Annotated in this window: 1 protein-coding gene; it reads left to right on the forward strand. The window is 75.4% G+C overall.

What is annotated here, in order from left to right; genetic code table 11:
- On the forward strand, positions 1-1,071 hold a 1,071-nt coding region (locus G3I65_RS54930; protein ID WP_160704428.1), incomplete at both ends, for an acyltransferase domain-containing protein.

Here is a 1,071-nt window from a genome sequence, read left to right on the forward strand (position 1 = left end):
GCTGTGGCGCGCGCACGGCGTCGAGCCCGCCGCCGTCGTCGGGCACAGCCTCGGCGAGGTCGCCGCGGCCTGCGCGACCGGCGCACTGTCCCATCAGGACGGGATGCGGGTGGCCGCGCGGTGGAGCCAGGCCCAGGCCACGCTGTCCGGGCGCGGCGACATGATCTCCGTCCCCCTGCCGGTCGCCGACGTCCGGTCGTGGCTGGCGGGCCGGGACGGGCTCGACATCGGGGCGGTGAACGCGCCGTCGTGGGTCGTCGTCTCCGGCGATTCCGGTGCGGTGGAAGAACTCCTGGCCGACCTGACCGCCGAAGGCGTGCGGGCCCGGCGGATCCCGGTCGGGCTGGCCGCGCACTCGCGGCACATCGACGGCATCCGCGACCGGCTGCTGGCCGACCTCGCCCCGCTCGCGCCGTCGGCCACCGCCGTCCCGTTCCACTCGACGGTGACCGAAGGCCCGCTCGACACCTCGCTGCTCGACGCCCGCTACTGGTTCCGGAACCTGCGCAACCCGGTCCGCTTCGACGAGGCCACCCGCGGGCTCGTCGAGCAGGGGCTCGGCGTCTTCGCCGAGATCAGCCCGCACCCGGTGCTCACGGTCGCGGTGCAGGACACGATCGACACGCTCGACGGCCGCGCGGTGGTCCTCGGCTCGATCCGCCGTCGTGAGGACGGCCCGCGCTCGTTCCTCGGCTCGCTCGCCGCGGCCTACGTGTCCGGGGTGAGCGTCGACTGGACCGCGGCCTTCCCCGGCGGCGCCGAGCCGGTGACGCTGCCGGAGTCCGGTTCGGACGCCACGGTCGCCGCCGCCGGCCTGCTGGCCGCCGGGCACCCGCTGCTCGGCGCCGCGGTCGAACTCGCCGAGGACGGCGGCTGGCTGTTCACCGGACGGCTGTCGGCCGCGCAGCAGCCGTGGCTGGCCGGGCACACCGTATTCGGCCGGACCGTGCTGCCCTCGGCCGTGCTCGTCGAGCTGATCCTGCACGCGGCGTCCGAACTGGGCTGCGCGCGGATCGAAGAGCTCACCCAGCACCTGCCGGTCGTCTTCGCCGAAGAGGCGCTGTGCCTGCA

The sequence above is a fragment of the Amycolatopsis sp. SID8362 genome (assembly GCF_010550475.1).
GTDB classification, from domain to species: domain Bacteria; phylum Actinomycetota; class Actinomycetes; order Mycobacteriales; family Pseudonocardiaceae; genus Amycolatopsis; species Amycolatopsis eburnea.